This window comes from Nonomuraea sp. NPDC002799 (genome assembly GCF_053592075.1).
The window spans coordinates 259,750-281,288 of the sequence record NZ_JBSFVA010000002.1; the positions used below are offsets into that span (position 1 = coordinate 259,750).

General features: G+C 70.7%; 23 protein-coding genes. 6 read left to right on the forward strand and 17 right to left on the reverse strand.

Annotated elements, in window-relative coordinates; all coding sequences use genetic code 11:
* Positions 1 to 10 precede the first annotated feature (10 nt).
* The 4 genes from ACWD0F_RS05060 to ACWD0F_RS05075 form a co-directional block, all read right to left on the reverse strand.
* Positions 11 to 355, reverse strand: coding sequence for a hypothetical protein (locus ACWD0F_RS05060; protein WP_449872612.1), 345 nt, complete (start codon positions 353 to 355; stop codon positions 11 to 13).
* Entirely contained in the window at positions 352 to 756 is a 405-nt protein-coding gene (locus ACWD0F_RS05065) for a YbaB/EbfC family nucleoid-associated protein (protein WP_449872613.1), read from the reverse strand. Before ACWD0F_RS05065 ends, ACWD0F_RS05060 begins: the two co-directional genes overlap by 4 nt.
* Before the next feature lie 109 nt (positions 757 to 865).
* Entirely contained in the window at positions 866 to 1,261 is a 396-nt protein-coding gene (locus ACWD0F_RS05070; protein WP_449872614.1) for a hypothetical protein, read from the reverse strand.
* Positions 1,258 to 2,148, reverse strand: coding sequence for an SseB family protein (locus ACWD0F_RS05075; protein WP_449872615.1), 891 nt, complete (start codon positions 2,146 to 2,148; stop codon positions 1,258 to 1,260). Before ACWD0F_RS05075 ends, ACWD0F_RS05070 begins: the two co-directional genes overlap by 4 nt.
* A gap of 203 nt (positions 2,149 to 2,351) precedes the next feature.
* Between ACWD0F_RS05075 and ACWD0F_RS05080 the strand changes: the two genes are divergently transcribed.
* Both ACWD0F_RS05080 and ACWD0F_RS05085 read left to right on the forward strand, forming a co-directional pair.
* Positions 2,352 to 3,536 (forward strand): glycosyltransferase family 2 protein, encoded by a 1,185-nt coding sequence (locus ACWD0F_RS05080; RefSeq protein WP_449872616.1) that lies wholly within the window; start codon positions 2,352 to 2,354, stop codon positions 3,534 to 3,536.
* Positions 3,533 to 5,242, forward strand: coding sequence for a glycosyltransferase (locus ACWD0F_RS05085; protein ID WP_449872617.1), 1,710 nt, complete (start codon positions 3,533 to 3,535; stop codon positions 5,240 to 5,242). The genes ACWD0F_RS05080 and ACWD0F_RS05085 overlap by 4 nt, the downstream gene beginning before the upstream one ends.
* Positions 5,243 to 5,265: 23 nt before the next feature.
* Here the strand turns inward: ACWD0F_RS05085 and ACWD0F_RS05090 are convergent, their stop codons facing one another.
* Positions 5,266 to 5,631, reverse strand: a complete 366-nt coding sequence (locus ACWD0F_RS05090) for a DUF4267 domain-containing protein (RefSeq protein WP_449872618.1) — start codon at positions 5,629 to 5,631, stop codon at positions 5,266 to 5,268.
* An 88-nt stretch (positions 5,632 to 5,719) separates the two neighbouring features.
* Between ACWD0F_RS05090 and ACWD0F_RS05095 the strand changes: the two genes are divergently transcribed.
* Positions 5,720 to 6,289 (forward strand): TetR/AcrR family transcriptional regulator, encoded by a 570-nt coding sequence (locus ACWD0F_RS05095; protein ID WP_449872619.1) that lies wholly within the window; start codon positions 5,720 to 5,722, stop codon positions 6,287 to 6,289.
* 145 nt (positions 6,290 to 6,434) lie between these two features.
* Positions 6,435 to 7,412 (forward strand): phosphotransferase, encoded by a 978-nt coding sequence (locus ACWD0F_RS05100; RefSeq protein WP_449872620.1) that lies wholly within the window; start codon positions 6,435 to 6,437, stop codon positions 7,410 to 7,412.
* A gap of 63 nt (positions 7,413 to 7,475) precedes the next feature.
* Here the strand turns inward: ACWD0F_RS05100 and ACWD0F_RS05105 are convergent, their stop codons facing one another.
* From ACWD0F_RS05105 to ACWD0F_RS05120, 4 genes are all read right to left on the reverse strand, one after another.
* Positions 7,476 to 7,865, reverse strand: a complete 390-nt coding sequence (locus ACWD0F_RS05105) for a hypothetical protein (protein WP_449872621.1) — start codon at positions 7,863 to 7,865, stop codon at positions 7,476 to 7,478.
* Between the two features lie 90 nt (positions 7,866 to 7,955).
* Complete coding sequence (locus ACWD0F_RS05110) at positions 7,956 to 9,218, reverse strand: DUF5994 family protein (RefSeq protein ID WP_449872622.1); 1,263 nt, start codon at positions 9,216 to 9,218, stop codon at positions 7,956 to 7,958.
* A 404-nt stretch (positions 9,219 to 9,622) separates the two neighbouring features.
* Positions 9,623 to 9,829 carry a cold-shock protein gene (locus tag ACWD0F_RS05115; protein WP_139637865.1) on the reverse strand — a complete coding sequence of 69 codons (207 nt, stop codon included), beginning with the start codon at positions 9,827 to 9,829 and terminating at the stop codon, positions 9,623 to 9,625.
* A 225-nt stretch (positions 9,830 to 10,054) separates the two neighbouring features.
* On the reverse strand, positions 10,055 to 10,387 hold the full coding sequence (locus ACWD0F_RS05120) for an STAS domain-containing protein (RefSeq protein ID WP_449872623.1): 333 nt from the start codon (positions 10,385 to 10,387) through the stop codon (positions 10,055 to 10,057).
* A 346-nt stretch (positions 10,388 to 10,733) separates the two neighbouring features.
* Between ACWD0F_RS05120 and ACWD0F_RS05125 the strand changes: the two genes are divergently transcribed.
* Positions 10,734 to 10,937 carry a cold-shock protein gene (locus ACWD0F_RS05125; RefSeq protein WP_449872624.1) on the forward strand — a complete coding sequence of 68 codons (204 nt, stop codon included), beginning with the start codon at positions 10,734 to 10,736 and terminating at the stop codon, positions 10,935 to 10,937.
* 64 nt (positions 10,938 to 11,001) lie between these two features.
* Here the strand turns inward: ACWD0F_RS05125 and ACWD0F_RS05130 are convergent, their stop codons facing one another.
* The 8 genes from ACWD0F_RS05130 to ACWD0F_RS05165 all read right to left on the reverse strand — a co-directional run bounded on the left by ACWD0F_RS05130 (position 11,002) and on the right by ACWD0F_RS05165 (position 20,165).
* Complete coding sequence (locus ACWD0F_RS05130) at positions 11,002 to 11,127, reverse strand: hypothetical protein (protein ID WP_449872625.1); 126 nt, start codon at positions 11,125 to 11,127, stop codon at positions 11,002 to 11,004.
* A 372-nt stretch (positions 11,128 to 11,499) separates the two neighbouring features.
* Positions 11,500 to 12,675: an acyl-CoA dehydrogenase family protein gene (locus ACWD0F_RS05135; protein WP_449872626.1), complete on the reverse strand. Its 1,176-nt coding sequence runs from the start codon at positions 12,673 to 12,675 to the stop codon at positions 11,500 to 11,502.
* A 68-nt stretch (positions 12,676 to 12,743) separates the two neighbouring features.
* Positions 12,744 to 13,841 carry a glycosyltransferase family 4 protein gene (locus ACWD0F_RS05140; RefSeq protein WP_449872627.1) on the reverse strand — a complete coding sequence of 366 codons (1,098 nt, stop codon included), beginning with the start codon at positions 13,839 to 13,841 and terminating at the stop codon, positions 12,744 to 12,746.
* On the reverse strand, positions 13,838 to 16,015 hold the full coding sequence (locus tag ACWD0F_RS05145; RefSeq protein ID WP_449872628.1) for an amylo-alpha-1,6-glucosidase: 2,178 nt from the start codon (positions 16,013 to 16,015) through the stop codon (positions 13,838 to 13,840). Before ACWD0F_RS05145 ends, ACWD0F_RS05140 begins: the two co-directional genes overlap by 4 nt.
* Before the next feature lie 129 nt (positions 16,016 to 16,144).
* A complete protein-coding gene (locus ACWD0F_RS05150) occupies positions 16,145 to 16,726 on the reverse strand; it encodes a GTP-binding protein (protein ID WP_449872629.1) in 582 nt (193 codons plus the stop codon).
* Positions 16,707 to 17,057: a DUF742 domain-containing protein gene (locus ACWD0F_RS05155; RefSeq protein WP_449872630.1), complete on the reverse strand. Its 351-nt coding sequence runs from the start codon at positions 17,055 to 17,057 to the stop codon at positions 16,707 to 16,709. Before ACWD0F_RS05155 ends, ACWD0F_RS05150 begins: the two co-directional genes overlap by 20 nt.
* Positions 17,054 to 17,479, reverse strand: coding sequence for a roadblock/LC7 domain-containing protein (locus ACWD0F_RS05160; protein ID WP_449872631.1), 426 nt, complete (start codon positions 17,477 to 17,479; stop codon positions 17,054 to 17,056). Before ACWD0F_RS05160 ends, ACWD0F_RS05155 begins: the two co-directional genes overlap by 4 nt.
* Positions 17,460 to 20,165 carry a sensor histidine kinase gene (locus ACWD0F_RS05165; RefSeq protein ID WP_449872632.1) on the reverse strand — a complete coding sequence of 902 codons (2,706 nt, stop codon included), beginning with the start codon at positions 20,163 to 20,165 and terminating at the stop codon, positions 17,460 to 17,462. The genes ACWD0F_RS05160 and ACWD0F_RS05165 overlap by 20 nt, the downstream gene beginning before the upstream one ends.
* Before the next feature lie 418 nt (positions 20,166 to 20,583).
* On the opposite strand from ACWD0F_RS05165, the gene ACWD0F_RS05170 reads away from it, so the two are divergent.
* Positions 20,584 to 21,498 carry a glycerophosphodiester phosphodiesterase gene (locus tag ACWD0F_RS05170; RefSeq protein ID WP_449872633.1) on the forward strand — a complete coding sequence of 305 codons (915 nt, stop codon included), beginning with the start codon at positions 20,584 to 20,586 and terminating at the stop codon, positions 21,496 to 21,498.
* Positions 21,499 to 21,539: the final 41 nt, after the last annotated feature.

Sequence of the window (21,539 nt, forward strand, 5' to 3'; positions counted from 1 at the left end):
GCCCTGGGCCTCAGATCTCCCGAATCAGCCCGGCTTGGATGTCGCGCTGGATGTCGGCATCGGTCTGCAGGGTGTTGTCGACGGCCGCGCGCACACGGTCGCCCGCGTCGGCTATCTCCTTGAGGAGCGTGACGCACTGGGTGAGCATCCGCGTGGGGCCGTCGTCGCGGAAGTAGGCCGCGCTGAACGCCTTCCCCTCGGCGCCGCCGCCCCACGGAGCCGCGGCGAGGGCCGCCTTGACGTCGGCGACCAGACCCGCCGTGTCCCGCTGGACGTCCTCGACCATGGTGCCCCACTGCGTGAGGCCGTAGTCCACGACGGGCTTGACGATCTGCGTACCGTCCCAGAGCTTCATTGCCTGCCCCCCATCCGATCGGCGAGTTGCGTCAGAAGAGTTTCTAGGTCACCTTCCAGATGTGCCTTGAGTTCCGCAGGGGGGATCACCGGTTCGAAGATCTCCACGACACGCTCCTGTGCCCTGGTCGCCGCCCGCTGCGCGGTCGCGGTGATCGTGTCGGCCAGGTGCCGGGCGTCCGGCCGCCGGTAGACGCGCGGGTCCAGGTCGAGCCGGATGAGTTCGCCGCGCGAGCCGACCGTCACCGACACCAGCCCGTCACGGGACTTCTCGGTGATCTGGACCGCTCTGGCCTGGGCGTGCAGCTCCACGCCGGCGTCCTCGATCCCCCGGAACAGGTCGCGCAGCTCGTCGGCGTACGCGCGCATCGCCGCCACATCCGGCTGATCGCGCGACTCCACAGGACCCCCCAGCCCTCGCCTCGTATGTGCGAACTCTTACGACACTTCAGCGTTTCTAGTCAGTTTCCGTCACATGAACATCGGGAGACAAGGGGGTGTGTCTAATGTGTTAGATTCCGACATTTACCGGCAAGGCGCTCTCCCCTAGATCGGTGACCTCCGCCCGGGGTACCCAGAGGCGGTACACGCCCCGCTCGACGCGCTCCAACCCCAGCTCACGGGCCTTGATCGCGGACGCGCCCAGGTGCTCGACGAGCAGCAGCCCGTCCCTTTCGCCGTGCACCTGGAACGGCTCTCCCCGCCAGCGGCACTCCGTCGTCACGAAGTGCAGGGCCGAGCATTCCGAGGCGGGAACCACCCGCACATGGCAGCCGGGCTCCACCTCGTCGAAGCCGGCCACCGGTTCGGGGCTGCGCAGCCGTATCCACAACTCCAGGGAGTGGGGCTCGGGGCTGGCCGGGTAGTCGGTGCCCTGCCAGCGGGCCCGGTAGAAGTGCCAGGTCATCCCGCCCGCCTTCCGACCATCAACCACCGCCGCAGGTCGCCGTGGTAGATCGCGCGCCGGTGCTCGATCCCCTCGGTGGTCAGCTCCCAGATCTCGGCGCCGTGGGGCAGGCCCACGCCGTGCACCTTGTACTCGCGGATGACGTAATCGACGTTCGGCACCAGACCCAGGCCGATGAACGGCGGCTCCTCGATCACCCATCCGGCCACGGCGGCCCGGCCTTCCTCGTCGGTGCCGCCGTAGGGGGTGCGGTAGAGGTCGAGGCCGGCGGGGCGCCAGCGCAGGATGTTCAGGGAGCCGGTGGCGGTCAGCATGTCCGGCTGGCCCAGCGCCTCGGCGAGCACGGCCGGGGTGGCGATGTGCGAGACGTCCAGGGCGTGGTGGCAGTAGCCGGACACCCTCGGGTCGTTCCCCGTCATGAACGCGTGGACGCCGGCGGGGGAGAGCAGCTTCTGCACGGCCGGCACCCCCGACGCGGGGTCGAGCTGCAGGTCCTGGACCAGCGTGGGCACCGCCAGCCTGGCCACCGCGCCGGACTGCAGCAGGAACGAGGCCCCCAGCCCCGGATTGACCGCCAGGCCCCAGCGCGGGTCCGGCCAGCCGGCCGCCAGCTCGACCAGGGACAACACCCGGCAGTGCGTGGCGACGCCGCCGGTGGCCAGCCGCATCGCGTCGACGGAGGTGAAGGCGATCACCCAGGTCCGCTCGGCGTCGGCGACCGTGGCCCAGGCGGGCCGCTCGTCGCCGGCCGCCGCCGCGGCGGTCACCGGCAGCGCCAGGTCGGCGCCGCGCAGCAGGCTCAGGCACAGGGCGTCCTGCCCGTCGGCGCGGGCCGCCCACAGCAACTCCTCGAACGGCGTCGCGGGCCGGTGCTCACTCGACGTCATCCGCCCAGTTTGCCCTCTTCGCCCGGATAGCCGGCAGACGGGCGTCGGCCTGGGCCAGGTGGCGGAAGATGTGAGAACACTGGCAGCGCTGACCTGCGGAAACGTCGGCGCTCAGGTGGCGGTTTGGAGCTTTTATCCAGGAAAGCGGCGTAATGTAAAGCGCCGCCCCCCACGGAGCCTTCCAGCTAGGAGAGCCAGCACGCATGTCCGTCACTCCCCGTGGTTACACGCGTACGCCGGAGCACGGGCTCGCCCGGTTGAGCTGGACCGAGGCGGGCTGGTCCGTCACGCGCGGCGTGGCCGAAGGAGCCGCCCCGTCCGAGGCCGCCGGCGGAGCGCCCGGGGCCGATGGGGCGATCGCCGGCGGAGCGCCTGCGGTCGATGGGCCGATCGCGGACGGCGAGGCCGGGATCGACGTGCTGCGCCCGTTGCGCGGGCTGGAGATCGCCTGGCCCGGGCGTGAGGTGCCGCTGGACGGGATCATGCGGCTGGCCGCCGCGGGCGTGCCGCTGACCGCCGAGAGCGCCCCCGCCTGGCTCCCCGCCGGCCTGGCCGCGCTGCTCACCGACCGCGACTGGCTGGCTTACGAGGCCGACGGCACCCCACGCTCCCTGGCCGACCTGCGCCGCGAGGAACACAGCGTACGGCTGCGCCGCCTGGCCCACCGGCCGCCGGGCGATCCGCCGCGGATCAGCGTGGTCATGTGCACCAAACGCCCGCATCTCGTCGGCGGCGCGCTCGCCCAGATCGCCGCCCAGCGCGGGGTTGCGGCGGAGGTGCTGCTCGGCCTGCACGGGGTGGCCTTCGAGCAGGTACGGCAGGCGGTCGAGGACTGCCCGCTGCCCGTCTCCTGGATCGAGGCGCCGGCCGCGACGCCGTTCGGCCGGGTGCTGACCGACGCCGCCGCGCGGGCCGACGGTGACTATCTGGCCAAATGGGATGACGACGACTGGTACGGCCCTGACCACCTCGCCGACCTGGTGATGGCGGAGCGGTACGCGGGGGCCGACATCGTGGGCGCGACCGGCGAGTTCTTCTACCTGGAGCCGCTCGACGCGACGGTCAGGCGCACGACGTTCGGCAGCGGCGCGGCCTGTCCGAGCGAGGTGTGGTCGGATCACGTGGCAGGGGGCACGATCCTCCTCCGTAAGACGAAATTTGGTGACATAGGCGGATTCCCCGCCCTGCCCAGCGCCGTCGACCGCGAGTTCCTCAGAACAGCCCACGAGGCGGGCGCCCGCATCTACCGCACCCACGGGCTCGGCTACGTGCTGCGCCGCGCCCTCGCCGACCAGCACACCTGGCAGCTTCCCCTCGCGCACTTCCTCAAAGGCGCCGCCAACCAGTGGCGCGGCTTCCGCCCGAGCCTGCTGATGGAGACGGCATGACACGAATCTCGCCCGGTGCGACGTGGACGTCCGACGATGGACGCGGCACGACATGGCGCTCCGCCCGTGGCCAGGCCCGTGGGACCGCCGTGCGGCGGGTACGCGGGAACGACTACCGGATCCTCCAGCCGCCGGAGCACTTCACCCCCGAACTCCGGGTCAGCGTGATCATCCCCGCCTACGGTGCCCAGGACAAGCTGGACCTGGTGCTGCAGGGCCTGGCGCGGCAGACGTACCCGGCCGCCCTGACGGAGATCATCGTCGTCGACAACGGCAGCTCCCCGCCGCTGCGGCTGCCCGAGGGCACGGCCGCCCGCCTGATCCACTGCGACCGGCCCGGCCGCGCCGCCGCCCGCAACGCCGGGCTCGCCCAGGCCACCGGCGACGTCATCCACTGGCTCGACTCCGACGTGGTGCTCACCTCCGGCGCGGTCGAGGCGCACATGCGCTGGCACCACGCCGCCCCGTACCTCTCCGTGACCGGCTACATCAGGTTCACCGACGCCGAGCTGCCGGCCACCCTCCCCGACGACCTGGAGCAGGTCTTCGAGCCGGCCGAGCCGCACGCCTGGCTCGTCGGCCTGGTGGAGCGCACGAACGGTCTCACCGCCCCTTCGCCGCGCCCGTTCAGCCTGCACGTCGGCGGCGCCACCTCCGTCAGCGCCGCCCTGGTCGAGGCCGCCGGGCCCATGGACGAGGAGCTGATCCTGGGCCAGGACACCGAGATGGGCTACCGGCTGGCGCAGGCGGGCGCGGTGTTCGTGCCGGAGCCCCGGGCCCGCGCCTATCACCTCGGCCCCACCATGCGGATGCGCCACCAGAAGCGCATCGACCGGGTCAGCCACGCCTTCGTCGCCGACCGCATCCCCGCCTACCAGTGGTTGCGCACGCATCCGTCCCGGCAGTGGCAGGTCCCCAACGTCACCGCCGTCCTGGACGGCACGGCCGGGTACGAAGCCGTCCGCGCCACCGTGGACGCGCTGCTCGCGGGAACGGTGGCGGATTTGTCTGTCGTCCTGGTCGGCCCCTGGGACACCCTCGACCGAGACCGCCGCGCCCCGCTCAAGGACCCGAACCTCGACCTGGTGCTGGTCCAGGGGCACTACCAGCATGAGAGCCGGGTACGCCTGGCGACCACGGAGCAGGTGGACCCGTCCACCCCGTTCGTGTTGCGCGTGCCGGCGGGCTGGGTGCCCGGCGAGGACAGCGTCGGCAAGCTCATGAACGTGGCCCGCGCCGAAGGGCTCGGCCTGGTCAACGTGCTGCTCGACGAGTCGTCCCAGGACATCGTGGCGGCCCGGCTGGAACGGGTGTCCGCCTTCGCCCGCGCCCGGCTCGTCGCCCGGCCTGGTGAGCCGCTCGACGCCGCCGTGGACGACGTCTCGGCCGTGCGGTGGGTCGTCGGCGAGGTGTACGGCTTCACCTCCGAGCCCGTCCCGTTGCCCGGCCGCCGCGCCGCGTACCAGGCGAGGGTCGAGGCCGTGGCGGAGGCGGCCCGCCTGGCCAGGGAGGCCGAGCGGCTGCGCGCCCAGGTCGCCAAGTGGCGGGACGAGGCGGCGCGCTGGCGCAAGAGCACCGTCGAGCTCCGCCGCGAGGTCGGCACGCTCCGCCGCGAGCTGCACGCGGCCGGCCGGCCGCAACCGGGCATGCGCGCCCTCCTGTCCGGCAAGGTGAAACGCGTCATCCGCAGGAAACCACGCGGCTGAGGGGCGGGAGCCGGGCAGCCGCTTCAGGCGACCGCGAACAGCAGCGCCGCGCTGATGAGGATGACCACGGCGGTGGCGAAGTGGATGCCGAAGGCGATCGCCTTGGTGCCGCCGTTGCGCAACACGATCACCGTGTCCGCCAGCGGCAGGAGCGCGACGACGAGCATGAACCACGCCGCGGCCGTGGCCCCCGCGAAGGCGATCAGGGCCAGCCCGAGGATCCCGTAGGTGGAGTCACGGACGCCCTTGACGGTCAGGTAGGCGGTCTCCTCCGCCGGGACGCCGTACCCCGTGGCGGCCGCGCGGGGCACCATCAGGAAGCGCGCGCCGATGAAGAGGCAGAAGAGATCAAGAACGATCGCGAGCCCGTAGGCGACCTGGGTAAGCATGTGCACTCCATATTTGCTAGCGCTGCTAGATGCAGGAGTGAGACTAGCATAGCCACGACAAGACAGCTAGCGACGCTAGAATGAGGTCATGTCCATCCAGACGCGCCGACAGCGCGAGCGTGCGGAGCGGGAACGGTTGATCGTCACGACGGCGCGCGATCTGGCCGAGTCGGAAGGCTGGGACGCGGTCACCACCCGCCGCCTGGCCGAAGAGATCGAGTACAGCCAGCCCGTCCTCTACAGCCACTTCAAGGGCAAGGACGCGATCATGACCGCCGTCGCCTTGGAAGGCTTCGCCGACCTCGCCGCCCGCCTGCGCGCCGCCCGCGCCGCCGCGTCCGGGCCGCGAGCGGCACTCGCCGTGGGCACGGCCTACGCCGGCTTCGCCGACGAGCGGCCCGCCCTGTACGACGCGATGTTCACCCGCACCGTCGACCTGGAGTTCGCCACTCCGGAGGCGCCGGCCGCGCTGTGGGACGCCTTCGTCGAGCTGCGCGAGAGCCTGCGCACGCCGGCCGGGGACGACGACCTCGAAGCACTCACCGAGACCTTCTGGAGCGGCCTGCACGGGCTCATCACCCTCCAGCGCAACGGCAGGCTCCGCCGCGAGGACCACCGCCGGCGGCTGGCCCTGCTGATCGCCCGCTTCTCCGCCTGACCCGCCCGGCACGGCCGGCACCGCCGTCCCGCGTTACTCGCCGCTGCACCCCGCCGATCGGCCGCTACCCGCCGCCCATCGCCGGCCTCGATTTGCTCGCCCTCGCTCTCGGTCCGGGAGCGGCGAATGGGGTGACACTGGTCTCATGGTCGAGAAGCTGGTCGCGCATGTGCGTGCGGCGTTCGGATGGGACACGGACGTCGTGGTGTCCGCCGGTCCGCGAGGCGCGCTGGGGCAGATCTGGCGGCTGGAAGTCGGGCGGGCGCGTTACGCGCTCAAGGAGATCTTCGCCGAACCGCCGTCGGCGACGCTGATCGAGGCCGAGCTGGCGTTCGCGCGGCGAGCCGCCCGCGCGGGAGTGCGGCTGCCCGCGTGCCACCCCGACCGCGAGGGGCACTACCTGCTGACCACGTCCGACGGGACGTGGCTGCGCCTGTACGACTGGATCGACCTGCGGCCGGTCGAGCTGACCGCGCCCGGCACACCGGAGGACATCGGCGCGCTGCTCGCGCGCCTGCACGGATGCGCCCCCGCCGTGGCCGCCGAGCCGGACGGCGGCCCACCCGACCGCTGGTACGACCGCGTCCCCGCCACCCACGAGTGGGCCGCCGTGTCCGACGCGGACGCCGCCTGGGCCGCGCCGCTGGCCGAACGGCTGGCCACACTGCCCGAGCTCGGCGCGGCGGTCGCGCCGGCCGGCCCCGCGGGGCTGATCGTCTGTCACCGCGACCTGCACCCGGACAACGTCCTGGCCGGCCCGTCCGGCGAGCTGGTGGTCGTCGACTGGGACAACCTCGGCCCGGCCGACCCCGGCCGGGAGCTGGCCCGGGCGCTGTTCGACTGGTTCTTCGACCACTCCATCGCCGACCTCGACGCCATGGGCCGCATGTACGACGCGTACGTGCGCGCGGGCGGCCCGGGACGCATCACCGAGCTCGCCGACTTCTCGATGTTGCTGGCTTCCCGGCTGAACTTCCTGCTGGTCCAAACCCGTGTGGCACTCGACCAGGGAGCCGAGCCCCGGCACCGCGAGTGGGCGGAACGCGAGATCGACGAGTTCCTGCGCCTCCTGCCGACCCCCGGTCAACTGGCCGACGTCCTGGCACTGACCGGCACCCGCTAGCGCGCCGACAACGCAGTGCCCTTCAACCAGCGACATCAACCAGCGACCATCAACCAGCGACCATCAGAAGTGCACCGCGCGGACCTCCGTGACGGTGAACTCGTCCACGATGTGCCGGTTCTGCAGCAGAAACCCGACCAGTCCCGCCACCGCTTCCACCCCCAGGGCGGCCCTGGCCTGCCCGGTCAGGAGGAAGACCAGGGGAGTGGACGGCTGGTCCAGAGAGAAGTTGCGCCCGTGGCGATGCACGTCGTGCAAAGCCCTGATCGGGATGGGCCGGGGTGAGGTGAACCACACGGAGACCGTCCACAGCGGCAGCGCCGGGTCCGCGTCCGCCGCGGCGTGATAGCAGGTCACGCAGCCCCGCCCCGCATGCTCGTCGTGCGGGCAGGTCCACTGGGTGATATCGGCGGGGGGCCGGCCGCGAGCGCCGAACATCGCCGTCTCGGTCACGCGACGGTGCCCAGGCCGTGTCCTCGATGGAGTGGGGTACTCGCTGATGATGCGTCCTTCTGCGTGGGGCGTACGGGGAAACAGGGGCGGTCACTCCGCTCGTCGGGTGTAGGAGGCGAGCAGGTCGATCTCGGTGAAACCGGCGGCGTCGAAGAGGTCCCAGACCGGCTCGGAGTCGCCGGCGGCGTACAGAATCGTCTCGGAGACGCCGTGTTCGGCGAGGAGGGCGTCGGCGGCCCGCAGCAGCGCCCGCTCCAGCCTCTCGTCGGCGTGCCCGGCGTCAGTGCCGAACCACCACAGGACGCCGAGGTCGTCCACCGGCTGCTGGACGACGACCTCGGCGGAGTCGTCGCCGTCCCGGGCTTTGAGCCACCACCCCGGCGGCGCCGTGCTGGGGGTCACCTCGACCAGCGGGCTCGCCTCGGCGTCGAGGTCGCGCGACGCCGCGCGGTGCAGGTATCGCCAGGAGGTGCGTCCGGAGAAGCCCGCGTGTTCGAGCACCTTTTCGGTGACGGGCCGGCGGCTCGTCGGCAGGGCGGCCAGGCCGAGACCGCGCGCGGCGGTGAAGGCGTGGACGGGGTCCCTCCCGCCGAGCTTGCCCAGGGCGTGGGAGACGAGCGCCTCGACGACGTCCGGCACCTCCCGCCCGTGCAGCCAGAGGATCTGCCCGGTGCGGCCGTCCAGGTGCGTCGTGTAGGACACCGCGCCGGCGATCTGGCCGTCCGGATCGACCAGCACGTCGGTTCGCGGGCGTTCGAGGCCGTCCCAGGCGGCGGGGTCGTGCCGGGACGTCCCGGCCACGGCGTCGTCGAGCATGCCGGGCGTGCAGGCGGGCTGGCCGGGCAGGCGGTCGGCGTCGGCCAGCGCGAGCACGGCCCGCCGGTCGGCGCCCCGGTAGCGGCGGGTCTTCGTGCCGGGCCCGGGTGCGCGCGCGGCGACGCGGCAGCAGGCGAGGATCTCGGGCGCGGACAGCGTGTTGCCCGTGCGCGCGGCCGTCCGCATCGCGGCGGCGGCGGTGGGCCCCGTGGTCTCCGGCGGGATGACCAGGAGCAGGTAGCCGTCCTGGTTGCCGCGGATCACCCTGATCGTGTGGGACGTCGTGGTCAGGCCGCTGACGCGCAGGAACCGGCCGTCGATGAGAAGGTGGGCCGGAACGTCCTGCCAGGTGGTCAGATCGAGCCGGACCCGCAGAATGGGCCCCAGCCGGCCCTCCAGAAGGCCGATGAGCGCGGGCAACTCGCGCCGCAGATCGCTGGAGTGCGGCCACCAGGCGCCATCGAGCGTCCCGTCCCGGGTGAGCGTCGGCTCCAGGAACACCCGAGCCGGTTGGAGATCGATGGGCTGGTTCGGCATCTGGCGTGCCGCCTGTCTCCGGTGCACGAGGAACCGGCTGCGCCTGAGGCAACGCCGACGCGGCTGCCGACATGGGAAATGGCCCAGGTGAATCCACCATACGCCTCCCGTCCCGCCGTCATAGAGCGCCGCACTCCGCGGACCGGCGTCAATCACGCGCCATGAGCCAATGCGGGCCACGAGCAGCACGAGCAGCCACCGGATCGCGGCCGGGCCCGTAATGCGTAAAGGCCCGGATCGCGGCCGGGTCCAGAATGCGTAAAGGCCCCGGATCGCGGCCAGGCCCAGAATGCGTAAGGGCCCGGATCGCCGCCAAGCCCCAGAAGGCGTAAAGGCCCCGGAACGCGGTCAGGGCCCGCACCCGGGGAGGGTGCGAGCCCTGACGCTTGCCGTCAGACGGCTAGTCAGGCGGCGACGATGTTCTCCGCCTGCGGGCCCTTCTGGCCCTGAACGACGTCGAAGGACACCTTCTGGCCTTCGGTCAGCTCACGGTAGCCACCGTTGGCGACGATGTTGGAGTAGTGCGCGAAGACGTCGGCGCCGCCGCCGTCCTGCGCGATGAAGCCGAAGCCCTTTTCAGAGTTGAACCACTTAACAGTACCGGTAGCCATGTTCTCTCCTTCAGATAAGTGCAGGGAACCCCCGAAATCCGCACTGTGCGGACCTCGTGTCGCCGCGATGAGCCCATCCGGAGATGACCGGCAAACAAAACGCGCCTGACTAGAACGCTGTCAGACGCGCACAAAGTCTTTTTATGGGTACCACAACTGCAACAAGGCAAGTCTAACACACGTCCTCGGGTGCCTTGCGCAGGTCCTCCAGATCCCCGAAGGGGCCTACGAACGGAGCGCCGCGTCGACCTGGCCGCGCTGGTAGATGGGCAGGCTCCGGTCCAGCCCGGTCACGTGCAGGAGCTCGCTGGTGTATCCGGTCGGCGCCGTCAGAGCGAGGACGATGCCCATGGCCTTGGCCCTGCGCCGGATGCCCATCAGCACCCCCAGGCCGGACGTGTCGATGAACGAGATGTCGGACAGGTCGCAGATCAGGGTGCTCTCGCAGGTCGAAAGGGCGGTGAGCAGCCGCTGGCGGAGCGTCTCGCTGGAGAAGATGTCGATGTCGCCATGCAATCGGATCACGGTGGCGGTGGGGGAATGTGCGTTTGAGGTCATGATTTAAGCCCGTCTCGGTGCTCAGAGGACCGAAGGTCGTCTATCGCCGCGGGCGACGCCGGCGCGGGTGCCAGCGTACGGAAGTGTCCTCGGTGCACTTGAGCTTACTCGCTCTGCGCGAGGCGGCCAGGGCCCCATACGCCTCTGGCGCAGCGACGGGCCGGGGAAGCCGTCGCGTGCTAGCTTGTGGGCGTTGCGGTGATGGACCCATGACTTCTGTGCGCCTGATGGCTGCGGCCGCGGGCGCACGCCTGTTTCACCGGCCGTCGCGGATGGGCCATTACGGCGACCTGGGAGCCCGTGACGTTCGGGTGCCCGCTCCGCGCCAGCTCGAATGGAGATCGACATGGCGACCGGCACTGTCAAGTGGTTCAACTCGGAAAAGGGCTTCGGCTTCATCGCCCAGGACGGCGGTGGCGCCGACGTCTTCGCCCACTACTCCAACATCGCCGCCGAAGGCTACCGCGAGCTGCGGGAGGGCCAGAAGGTGTCCTTCGACGTCGTCCAGGGACAGAAGGGCCCGCAGGCGGAGAACATCGTTCCCGCCTGACCTGGCGTCGGTGCTGTGATCGGCCGCGTCAGGCGGCCGATCACGAGCTACGATGGTCAGCGCTTCAGAGTTTGAAGAGCTTGGGATACGGCGCGGTGATGCGGTGGGTCTCGGCCCCGAAGTCGACGAGGACGGCGACGCCTTCTTCGACACCGATGACCGAGCCGAGGCCGTATTTGTCATGGCTCACCCTGTCCTCCAGCACGAACTGCTGGACAGGCGGGAGGGCAACCTCGGGAACGTTGAACGGGCTTCCGGGCAAGCGCTGCCGACCCGCGGCTCGATTAGGCCTCATTAGTGCAGTATGCGCTGTTCCGAGAGATAACTCGAACCTCTTGCGAAGACTCGGGCCGGACCGTGACCAGTTCCTGAGCCACGAAAGCCCTGCCGGAGCTACGATTCCACCGAATCTTCCACCACTCAGAGAACGTCCGAAACTCCTGACAGTCTGTCGCCGAATTCACCGGCTCGACCGCCTGAAGAAGCCCGCTCGCCACGACGGCTCCGAGGTCCGAGTGGGCCAAGTGGTCCATGTGGCGCCTGGGTCCGCGGCGAAAAGGGCTCAGACGAACGCGCTGTGCCCCGTGATCGCGCGGCCCACGATGAGCGTGTTGATTTCCCGGGTACCCTCGTAGGAGTAGAGCGCTTCGGCGTCGGCGACGAACCGCCCGATGTCGTAGTCGAGCACGATGCCGTTGCCCGCCAGCAGCTCGCGTGCCCAGCCCACGACCTCGCGCATCCGGGTGGTGCAGTATGCCTTGGCCAGCGCCGAATGCTCGTCCCGGTAGGTTCCGTCGTCCTGGAGCTGGGCCAGGCGCACGACCATGCCGAGCGAGGCCGTGGCGTTGCCGAGCATCCTGACCAGCAGATCCTGCACGAGCTGGAACTTGGCGATCGGCCGGCCGAACTGCTCGCGCTCCTTGGCGTAGTCCAGGGCGATCTCGTACGCGGCGAGCATCACGCCGACCGCCTGCCAGGCCACCCCGCTGCGGGTGCGGCGCAGGATCCCGGCGGTGTCGCGGAAGGAGGTGGCGTTCGGCAGCCGGTTCGCCTCCGGCACGCGGCAGCCGTCGAAGGTGAGGTCGGCGTTCTGGACGGCGCGCAGCGCCATCTTGTTCTCGATCTTCTTGGCGGTGAAACCGGGGGTGCCCTTCTCCACCACGAAACCCTTGACGTGCTGATCCTCGGCGTCCCGGGCCCACACCACGATCACGTCGGCGAAGGTGGCGTTGCCGATCCACCGCTTGGCTCCGTCGAGCACCCAGGTGCCGCCCTCGCGCCGCGCGGTCGTGCGCATGCCGCCGGCCACGTCGGAGCCGCCGGTGGGCTCGGTGAGCGCGAACGCGCCGATCTTCTCCATCCGGCTCATCGGCGGCAACCAGCGCTCCTTCTGCTCCGGCGAGCCGCAGGCGGCGATGCTGCCCATGGCCAGGCCGGTGTGCACGCCGAAGAAGGTGGCCATCGACGGGTCCGCGTGCGCCATCTCCATCGCGAGGAATCCGCTGAGCAGGCTGCTGGGCTTGGGGCCGGCGGAGCCGTCGTACGCCAGGCCGGCGATGCCCAGGTCGGCGTAGCCGCGGACGAGCTCGGTGGGGAACTCGGCGCGGGCCCAGTAGTCGTTGGCGATCGGCACCACCTTCTCGCGCAGGAACTCCCGTACCCGCCAGAGGATCTTCCGCTCCTCGTCGGGGAGCAACTCCTCGAAGGTGTAGAAATCTCCGGTCAGCAGGTCTGCCATGGCCATCCGTCCTCACTCCGGGTTCCCGGTTCCGCTACCCCCAGACGTCCGGACAACGCCGGCCGGGTTCACCTCGGGGGCCGCCCCGCGAGCACCCGCCGGTACACGTCCTCGTACGCCGCGGCCATCGCGCCGAGGTCGAAATAGCGCTCCACGTGGTTCCGGCACACGAGCGGGTCCAGGCTCTCGACCGCCTCGATCGCGGCGGGCAGCTCGTCGGCCGACTCGACGACGAAACCCGTACGGCCGTCGACCACCAGCTCCGGCACCGCCCCCCGGCCGATCGCGACGACGGGTGTGCCGCACGCCATCGCCTCGATGACCACCATGCCGAACGGCTCCTCCCACTGGATGGGGAAGACCAGGCAGCGGGCCGCCGCGAGCAGCGCGTGCTTGCGCTCGCCGCCGACCTCGCCGACGTAGGTGGCGTCAGGACCGAGCCTGGGCACGACGTGCTCGTCGAAGCAGGCGTGCTCGACGCGTTCGACCAGCTTGCCGGCGAGCACGATGCGGCGGCCCGCGGCGCGTGCGGCGTCGATGGCCAGGTGGGCGCCCTTGCAGACGTCGAACCTGCCGAGCCAGAGCACCCAGTCCTCCTTGACCTTCTGGAACGGGAAGGCCGCGACGTCGATCGCGTTGTGCACGGTGCCGACCCAGTTGAGGTCGGGCGCACCCGACCGCTGCGCCTCGGAGATGGCCACCAGCGAGATGCCGTCGCCCAGCGCGCGGTAGCAGTCGCCCAGCTCGCTGTCCGAGGTGCCATGGCAGGTGACGACCGTCGGGATCGCCCGGCCCGTCGCGGTCAGAGGACCGGCCAGCGAGTGGTCGTGCACGATGTCGGCGTCCACCTCGGTCAGCATGCGCTGCGCGTGGGCGGCGTGCAGCAGCTCCGGCAGCGGCTCGCCGATCCGCTCGGAAGGCGGCCGGTCGAAGGTGGACAGGAACGTGGCGGGGACCGTGGTGCGGCCGGCCCCGATGAGGGTCACCTTGTGGCCGCGCCGGTCCAGGCCGGTGATGAGGCCGGCCAGCATCTGCTCGATGCCGCCGTACCCGATGGGTGGCACGTCCTCCCACGGCGGCGCGATCATCGCGATGTGCAGGGGATCCCCCCGCCGCGCCGGCTCGGTCACGATGGGCCCGTCCAGCGGCCCCTCCCCGCCGATCACAGCGCCGCCAGCCCGTAGACGCGGCTGGGGTCGGTGCGACACGCGCCGCTGATCGGCGCGCGCGGCTCGGTGACCAGCTCGATGCCCTCCGGCAGGCCCGAGACCATGGGCTCGCTGCCGTCGTCGGAGACGCGGATGGTGACCCGGGCGCGCGCCACGGGCATGTCCTTGATCTCCAGCGCCCCGAATCCGGTCGGCAGCGCCGGCGCGAGCCAGACCTTCCCGTACGGCACCCACGGGTCGAACCGGAGCAGCGTGCGCAGCAGGTGGATGGGCGCGGCCGAGGCCCACGCCTGCGGCGAGCAGGAGGTCGGGTACGGGATCGGCTGCGAGAACTCGCTCTTGTCGAACCCGCAGAAGAGCTCCGGCAGCCGCCCGCCGAACGCCTGCGCCGCGTCCAGCAGCCCGACCGCGATGCGCTGCGCGTCCTCGACGAAGCCGTAGCGCATCAACCCGGCCGCGATGATGGCGTTGTCGTGGGGCCACACGGAGCCGTTGTGGTAGCTCATCGCGTTGTACGCGCCCATGGACGAGGCCAGGGTGCGCACCCCGTAACCGGTGAACATCTCGGGCGACAGCAGGTGGCCCGCCACCTGGGCCGCCTTGTCCTCGTCCACGATGCCGGTCCACAGGCAGTGGCCCATGTTCGAGCCGAGGCCGTCGATGGGCCGGCCCTGGCCGTCCAGGCCCATCGCGAAGTAGCCGGCGTCGGGCAGCCAGAAGCGCTCGTTGAACGCCGCCTTGATCGCCCTGGACCGTTCCACGCAGCGGCGCTCGGTCGCCTCGTCGCCGTGCCCGTGGGCGAAGTGGGCCCGGGCGAGGTAGGCGGCGTAGACGTAGCCCTGCACCTCGGCCAGGGCGATGGGCGAGCGGGCGATGGTGCCGTCGCGGAAGTTGACGCCGTCGAAGGAGTCCTTCCAGCCCTGGTTGATCAGGCCGCGGTCGGTCTTGCGCTGGTAGTACAGGAAACCGTCGTGTTCGCCGTACTCCTCGATCCAGCGCAGCGCGGCGTCGGCGTTCGGCAGCAGGTCTTCGACGGATTCCGTGTGCAGGCCCCACCGGCGCAGCTCGCCGAGGAGCATGACGAAGAGCGGGGTCGCGTCGACCGAGCCGTAGTATGCCTGGCCGCCGTAGGGCGATTCGTCGTCCTGGGTGCCGAAGCGCAGCTCGTGCATGATCTTCCCGGGCTCCTCCTCGGAGAGCGGATCGACCTTGGTCCCCTGGAGCCGGGCGAGCCTGCGCAGCGTGCCGAGGGCCAGCGACTGGTCCAGCGGCAGCGTCATCCAGGAGGTCAGCAGCGAGTCGCGGCCGAACAGCGTCATGAACCAGGGCGCGCCGGCGGCGATGGCCGGCGGCTCGTCCGGATGGTTGGCGTCGAACAGCCGCAGGCTGCCCAGATCCTCGCGTGAGCGGCGCATGACCTGGACCAGCGTGAGGTTCGTGCTCCGCATCGTGGGGCTGGTCCGCGTCCAGGTGGCGAGGCGGCGAGCCGGCTCGGCGTGCTCGATGGAGTGGGCCGCCGGAAACCAGGCGGACGACGACTCCACGCCCTGGATGATCGGATTGACCACGAACGTGGTGCGCCACTCCCCGCGAGCGGGCACCACCACGGTGAAGGTGAGCAGCCCCGGTGTGCATTCCACGGGCGTGCCCGGCGACTCCACGATGATCCGGGCCCCCCGCGCCCGGTAGGCCGAGAACACCTCCATCCCCGAGTCGAGGGGTTTCATCTCCACGTCGGACACCGGACGGACCCGCTCGGCCTTGACCTCGAACAGATCGGCCACGTCCGACCCCACGTGCATGGTCACCGAGCACCCCGCGGGCTCCTGCGACATGTTGCGCAACATCAGGTCCTCGCGCAGGCCGCCGCCGACATAACGGTCTCTGACCACCAGCATCGTGCTCTCCGCCCAGCCCGGCCGCGGTCGCGCCTTGGCCACGAACGTGGCGTGGTACGGCTCGGACAAGAACGTCTGCAGTGGCTCCACCGGATGGTCGTCCACTCGCAGCACCCATTTCGACAGGAGCCGGGTGTCCGAGTCGTAGACACCCTGCGCCCCGCCGGGGACGATGTCTCCGCCGTGCTGGCACAGACAGAACGAACCGCCCTCGACCAGGGTGACCGTATCCCCCAATGCCCCCGGCTGCCCCTCGAAAGTCCACGCGTTCATGGACTGCCCCCTATCACTTCCCCCACCGCTACCTGTCCACGGAGCGCTTCTGCATCCCTGCCCTCCATCAGGCCTTCGACGCGGCCTTTGCCTGCCGCCGGTCCGCAGGTGGACGAACGCTGGACTGGATCAGACGCCTTCCACCGCGTACGTGACCAGCGTGGTGAGCACCTGCTTGATCGACTCGCGCCGGCGTACGTCGCACAACACGATCGGGATGCCCTCGGTCAGCCCGAGCGCCCGCCGCACCTTGGCCGGATCGTGCCGGCGGGCACCGTCGAAGCAGTTCACGGCCACCACGAACGGGATGCCGCGCTGCTCGAAGTAGTCCACCGCCGGGAAGCTGTCCTGCAGCCGGCGGGTGTCGGCGAGCACGACGGCGCCCAGCGCGCCCAGCGCCAGCTCGTCCCACATGAACCAGAACCGGTCCTGCCCGGGGGTCCCGAACAGGTACAACCACAACCCTTCGCGGATGGTGATGCGGCCGAAGTCCAGCGCCACCGTGGTGGTGACCTTGGTCTCCACACCGGACAGGTCGTCGATCCCGACGCCCCGCTCGCTCAGCAACTCCTCGGTGTGCAGCGGCCGGATCTCGCTGATCGTGCCGACCATGGTCGTCTTCCCGACACCGAAGCCGCCCGCGATGAGGATCTTGATGGCCAAGGCCGAGGCGACCGCGGTCGTCCCCGGCTCAGAGGCTGCGTAGTCCATGCAGCACTTCCCTGTAGATGCGTTCATCGATCGTCTGGGCGGCGGGGCGCGGGCGCTGGATGGTGATGAGGCCCTCGCGCCGCAGGTCTCCGAGGATCACCCGGGTGATGTTGAGCGGCAGCCGGAGGTGCGCCGCGACATCCGCCACCGGCGTGGGCTTGCGGCACACCGACAACACGGCCCGATGCTCGGGGATCAGGTCCGATGGCTGGTAGACGCCGTCGACCGTCGTGACGATGGCCACCAGGTCGAACGTCTCGCCCTGCGGGCGCGCCCGGCCGCCGGTCAGCCCGAACAGCCGGATCAGCGGCCCGGGATCCTCCCCGGTCATGGTCTCGCGCCGTTCCAGGCGGGTGCCGGTGCCGCTCCCCTCGGCTGCGCGGAGAGGTGCTCGCCGACCCGCTTGACCATGAGCGCCATCTCGTACGTGACCATGCCCAGCTCCGCGTCGGCCGTGGCGAGCACGGCCAGCCGGGCACCCTGGCCGGCCGCGGTCACGAACAGGAAGCCACCTTCCATCTCGATGATCGTCTGCCGTACGCCGCCCAGGTCGAAGTGGCGCCCCGCGCCCATGGCCAGACTGTGGCTGCCGGCGGAGATGGCGGACAGATGCTCGGCGTCCTCACGGGTCAGCTCCCGGGAGCCGCCCATGGCGAGCCCGTCGGCGGACAGCACGATGGCGTGCCGGATGCCGGGGACGCGCTGGGTGAGGTCGTCAAGAAGCCAGCTCAGTTCACTTCTGGGGTCGGGCATCGGGATGGTCGTCCTTTCGTTTCCACACGTCTTGTCCAGGTTCCGTCTGCTGGCGGCCTTGCTGCCAGCCACGTTGCATGGACGACATGAGCTGTGCGAGCTCCTCCGGCGAGCGCCCCGCGACCGAGCGCCGACCGGCGCTCGGGGCGGTGCGTAGCTGGGGAGCCAGGTTGGCCTGCGGGATGCGCATCGGCAGCCCGTCGAGGTCCTCGTCCGCATCCTGGGCCGGCACCGTGACGCTCCACTCGACCGGCGGGCCGGGGGGCGTCGCCGAGGCGGGCATCCGCCTCGGCTCGGCTCCCGCCTTCGGGCCCGGCCTCGTCGCGGGTCCCGCGTCGAACCAGGTCGCGCGCTCGGGCTCGGCGACGTGAGCGGGCTGGGCATCGGGGCCGGGGCCGGGGGACTGGGCGGACTGGGCTACGGGGCCGGCGGCGTGGGCGGGCGCGGCCGGGAAGCTGTCCGGGAAGTGGTCCGGGACGGTGTCCGGGAAGTGGTCCGGGACGGTGTCCGGGAAGCTGCTCGGGACGGTGTCCGGGAAGTTGCTCGGGACGGTGTCCGGGAAGCTGCTCGGGACGGTGTCCGGGAAGTTGTTCGGGAAGCGGTTCGGGACGGTGTCCGGGAAAGTGTCCGGCGTGAGGTCCGGAAGGCTCTCCTGCGGGGTGCCGGGATCGGCCTCCGCTGCGGCGGCCAGGCCGTACGGCCGGGATTCCGCGGGTGCCGCGCCGAGCGCGCGCGGGGGCCTGGCGGCGTGGGCCACGGCGTGGTCGGCCGGACGGGCCGCCGTGGCGTCGGCCGGAGGTTCGGCCCCGGCGAGCAGCGCGGAGGGCAACAACACGATCGCCGTGGTCCCGTCGTACGGCGAGGGCCGCAGCGCGATCTTGATGTTGTGCCGGGCCGCGAGCCTGGACACCACGAACAGCCCGAGCCGGTCGCTGTCGGCCAGGTCGAACTCCGGCGGCTCGGCCAGCCGCGCGTTGAGATCGTCGAGGGTGGCCTGGTTCAGCCCCAGGCCGCGATCCTCCACCTCCAGCGCGAACCCGTTGGCCGCCCGCATGCTGCGGATGTGCACGTTCGTGTCGGGCGGGGAGAAGACGGCGGCGTTCTCGACCAGCTCGGCGACCAGGTGGATCACGTCGGTGACCGCGCCGCCGACCAGCAGCGGGGCGTCGGGCATCGGCGCGACGGTGACGCGGGTGTAGTCCTCGACCTCCAGCACCGCCGCGCGTACGACGTCGAACAGCGGCACCGGGTCCCGCCAGCGGCGGGCGGGCGCGGAGTCGGACAGGATGATCAGGTTCTCCGCGTGCCGCCGCATGCGGGTGGTCAGGTGGTCGAGCTTGAACAGGTCCTCCAGGACCTCGGGCTCCTCGATCCGGCGCTCCATGGTGTCGAGCAGCGCGAGCTGCCGGTGGAGCAGCGCCTGGTTGCGCCAGGCCAGGTTGAGGAAGACCTGGCCGACGCCCTTGCGCAGGGTCGCCTGGCCCACGGCGGCCTCGACCGCCGTGCGGCGTACGGCGGCGAAGGCGTGCACCACGCGATCGACCTCGGCGGTGTCGGCCGGATCGAGGCCGGGGGCCTCGGTGGCCGGGTCCACGTCTTCGCCGCGGCGCAGCCGTTCGACGAGCCGGGGCAGCCGCTCCTCGGCCAGCTCCACCGCCGACGCCTGCAACCGCAGCAGCTCGGTGATCAGCGAGCGGCCGAACCGGTACGACAGCGCGACCGACACGATCACCGCCGCCAGGCCCAGGAGCAGGACCAGCCCGATCCGCCAGTAGCCCCCGGTCTTCTGCCCCTCGGACTCCTCCGCGGCGCGGGCCAGCTCCGCCTGAGTGTCTTGGTTGAGCGTACGCAGGACGGCTTCGGCGTCGCCCTTCCACTGCGCGGGCTCCACCGGCGGCGCGCCGTCGGTGTCCCACCCGAACAGCTCGTCCTCCACCTCGATCAGCCGCTTGTACTGGGCGCTCGCGACCAGGTCGTCGTGGGTGGCCCGCAGTTCGGGGCCCATGTCGCGCTCGGCGTTGGCGAAGACGAGCCGGCGGCTGGCCATCGCGGCGACGAACGAGGCACGATCGGTGGGGGTCATTCTGCCCTGCACGATCGTGCTGGTGAGCACGGCGTGCTCGCGGCCGAGATACTCCGCCGTGGCGCTGTAGGCCGCCATGCCGCGCACCGCGCGGTAGGACGAGACGTCGCTCAGCGCGTCACGGTCGCTGAACTGGCCGTTGGCGACGCTGATCAGGTTGTTGTACGCGTTGATGATCGTCAGTGGCGGCGCCAGGACGCCTCCGTCGGCGGAGGCGCGCAGCGCCCGCAGCCCGTCGAGCGCCTGCACCAGAGCCCGCACCTGGGCCGGGGTCTCGGCGCCCGCGGCCTCGACGTCAAGGGACCCGATGACCTCGCGCAGCCGCGCCACCCGGACGTCGGTGTTGCGCCGCTGGTCCACCAGAGGCGCGTACGCCCCGGTGCTCCGAGGCGCCTCGGCCGAGAGCTGACGCTCCCGCTGTAACGCGATGATCAGTTCGAGCACTGGCGACCCGATGGCCTCCCAGCGGTCCTGCGTCTGGGAGACCGTGGCGATCTCCTCCACGCTGGAATAGGCGATGAACCCCCACAGGGCGATCATCGAGACCAGCGGAAGCAGGAGGATCCTGAGCAGCTTGGTACGGATCGGCGGAGGCGAGCTCATCCATATGTCCAATTCCGCGCGTGGAGATAGCGCCGCTGGGCAGTCGTGAACTGGGTGCCCCCGAGGATGCCCGCCACAACTGGAACGCCTGTGGTTCGTCCACTATGCCGATGGGGCACATGCACTTCAAGCTACAGATGCGAAGAATCATCCCGAATGGTGGGTTGACTCTTTGTCAGCACACGATTCGTGACCGTAACTGTGGGCGTCTCACGGACGGTGACCATCGCCGGGGCCTTTCGGGGTGAATTCCCCCCTTTTCAGGTCGCGATTCGTCTGGCAAAGACTTCGTCCCGACTCGATCGACACTCAGTACGAAAGAGGTCTTAGTCGCCCTTAGTGGGCACTTTCCAGGACAACTCGACATGCGACGCATTTGTCAGGTTGGGGCAGCGGCGGCCAAGTCCTGAGGAGAATCATGTATCGCGAGCTCAGCACCGTCCTCAGTGCCATCGTCACCGCCGCCCTCGGCGCCGTCCCCAGCGCCGTCCCCACTGCCGCTCTGACTGCTCACGGCATGACGGCCATCCCCGCCGCCGCTGCCGCCGTCGCCCCCTCCGCAGCCTCCTTCGTCTCGTCTCCGGAGATCGACAACATCGCGCATCGGGGCGGTGCCGGGTACGCGCCCGAGAACACCGTCGCGGCCTGCGCCCTGGCCCGCGCGCAGGGCGCCGACCTGTGCGAGTTCGACGTCCAGGAGACCAAGGACCGTCAGCTCGTGCTGATGCACGACCAGACGTTGTCGCGCACCACCAACGTGGAGAAGGTCTTCCCCAGGCGATCCCCGTGGAAGGTCGCCGACTTCACGCTCGCGGAGATCCACCGGCTGGACGCCGGCTCGTGGTTCTCCTCGCGGTACCGGGGCGAGGGGGTGCCGACTCTCAGGCAGGCGCTGCAGACCATGCACGGCAGCGACGGCGGGCTCCTGCTGGAGATCAAGCACCCGCCGCACAGCCCGGACATCGACCGGAACGTTGCGGCCGAGCTGGAGGACACCAAAGCCTGGTGGAGCGGCGGGCGGCTGGCCCTGCAGGCGTTCGACTGGCGGTCGATGCGGGCCTTCCGCGACATCAGTCCGCAGGTGCCGATCACCCTGCTCGGCAAGCCGCCCGCCAAGCGCCTCACCGAGCTGGCCACCTACGCCAACGGCATCAACCTCCCGCACGCCGGGCTCACCGCGCGGTACATCAGGAAGGTCCACACCAAGGGCATGAAGGTGTACGCCGGGACCACGAACAAGCCGGACGTCATCCGCCGCCTGATCGCGTACGGCGTGGACGGGATCATGACCAACAAACCCGATCACCTGGAGAACGTCACACGCCGCCGGTAAAAGTACGCTCTGGCTTACATAGCTAACTATGAAAAAAATAG